Origin of the sequence: Infirmifilum sp., from assembly GCF_049970975.1 — an archaeon.
GTDB classification, from domain to species: domain Archaea; phylum Thermoproteota; class Thermoprotei; order Thermofilales; family Thermofilaceae; genus Thermofilum; species Thermofilum uzonense.
In genome coordinates this window covers 1-1,860 of sequence record NZ_JBMFLX010000194.1, presented here as the reverse complement: position 1 = coordinate 1,860, position 1,860 = coordinate 1, and the positions used below count along the sequence as shown (strand labels likewise).

Genomic DNA, 1,860 nt, shown 5'->3' with positions numbered 1-1,860 from the left:
TATGGAGGTTTCTACACGAGTGGACCACTTAAGAAGTAGGATTAGGGCACTCGAGGGGGAGTTGTCTAAGTACGGCTTCGATCAAAGGAGGGGCATAGAAACCTATAAGAGAAGCGAGATAAGGGGTCTGCTCCGCGGAGCGGGTCCTCGGGCAGAGAGGGTCAGAGCGCTTTTGAAGGAGCTTGTGGAGACACAGGAGGACCTCTACCAAGAGCTTTATAGAGCCGCAGGCGCAAGAGAAATAGCGGTAGATACGGACACACCAGAAATGAAGCTTCGCGAGATAAAGAATTGGCTTGAGGGTCGCCGAGAACACCAAGAAGAGTCCGGGAATACATTTACCAAGGCCGTTGACGAGGTGTTAAGGGCGGTAGAGGAGGGCGGGGGGGCCGACGCCGTTGTTGGAACGCTCACCGAGCTCTACAAGAGAGACTACGATCGCTTCAGGGTTCTGGATTTCATACTGATGGCGTGCAGAAGACTGGGCATCGAGGCCGAGAAGCCAGCGGATGAAACCCTCGGTGCCCTTGCCGGGGTTGTGGTTCGCTCTGTCCTCAAAGCAAACATTGAAAGCGTACGAAAGCTTGTGAGGGCGGGACTGAGACGATGAAAGACAAACCAACGGTGATAGATCTCTTCTGCGGCTCGGGGGGCCTCACCTTGGGCTTTAAGCGAGCCGATTACAGGGTAATTTTAGGTCTCGACGTGGACTGGGATGCGATAAGGACCTATACCTTTAACAACCCGGAGATCGCGTGGGTAAATAAAGACATTAGAAAGGTAACCGTGGAGGAGATACTGGACACGGCGGGGATTGAGCGAGGGGGAGTCGACCTCGTCGTCGCTGGAATACCGTGCGAGGGGTACTCGCTTCTGAACAGAAGGTACGATCCTTCCGATCCCAGAAACTACCTCTTCGTGGAGTTCATGAGAGTCGTTAAATTTCTCAGACCCAAGGCGGCGCTGATAGAGAACGTTCCAGGGCTTCTTAGAAGAGAAAACGAGTCGTTCAGGCGAATCATCGAAGAGGATATGAGAAAGCTGGGGTTCAACGTTAGATCCTTCACGCTGGACGCCGCTAACTATGGGGTCCCACAGAAAAGGGAAAGACTATTCTTTATCGGCACCACTTCAAGGGAGAAATTTGAGCCCCCGAGGCCCACGCACGGCTCGCCGACGAGCCTCTGCGCGCTTGTAGATGAAGATGTGGGGTCGTGTGCGAAGCCATACGTTACGGTGTGGGATGCCATTTCAGATCTGCCGCACCTGATGCCGGGAGAGGAGAAGAGGAGCTATGAAAGCGAGCCGAAAACCGAATACCAGAAGCTCATGAGAGAGGGTAGCGTGAGACTTTACAATCACAGGGCACCAAAGCATCCTGAGTGGACCGTGGAGCGCATCAGGAAGACGAAGCCCGGAGAGCCGCTCTACGAAACGTTCAAGCAGAGAATAAGGCTTAGGTGGGACGACCTCTCCCCCACGATACCCGCCGGCGGTGTTAGGCCTCAATGGTTCTTCGCACATCCAGAGCAACCACGTGGACTCACCGTGAGGGAGACCGCCCGGCTGCAGTCATTTCCGGATACCTACGTATTCTGTGGGCCCCTTATTAAGCAAAGGGTGCTGGTGGGGGATGCCGTGCCTCCTCTGCTGGCCGAGGCCCTGGCGAGGGAGCTCAGGGGGTATCTCTAACAAATGACAACCGTGGTCAGCGCAAGAACCGTGGCAAGGAAGCTGGAGAGCTGGTACACGGGGCATGGCAGGAAGTTCCCTTGGAGAGGGGTCAAAGATCCCTACAAGGTAATGGTTGTGGAGTTTCTTCTCCAGAGAACTAGGGCCGAGATAGTTGAGAAAATCTAC

General features: G+C 54.7%; 2 protein-coding genes. Both read left to right on the top strand.

The window, feature by feature from the left end; genetic code table 11:
- Positions 1-610, top strand: a 610-nt coding sequence (locus tag ACP5KC_RS10475) for a hypothetical protein (RefSeq protein WP_428287554.1), incomplete at its 5' end; no start/stop codon positions are given.
- Positions 607-1,692: a DNA cytosine methyltransferase gene (locus ACP5KC_RS10470; protein WP_428287553.1), complete on the top strand. Its 1,086-nt coding sequence runs from the start codon at positions 607-609 to the stop codon at positions 1,690-1,692. The genes ACP5KC_RS10475 and ACP5KC_RS10470, both read left to right, overlap by 4 nt.
- Positions 1,693-1,860 lie beyond the last annotated feature (168 nt).

Coding starts and splice junctions, on each gene's coding strand:
- ACP5KC_RS10470 (WP_428287553.1), top strand. CDS start 607: ATGAAAGACAAACCAACGGTGATAGATCTCTTCTGCGGCTCGGGGGGC.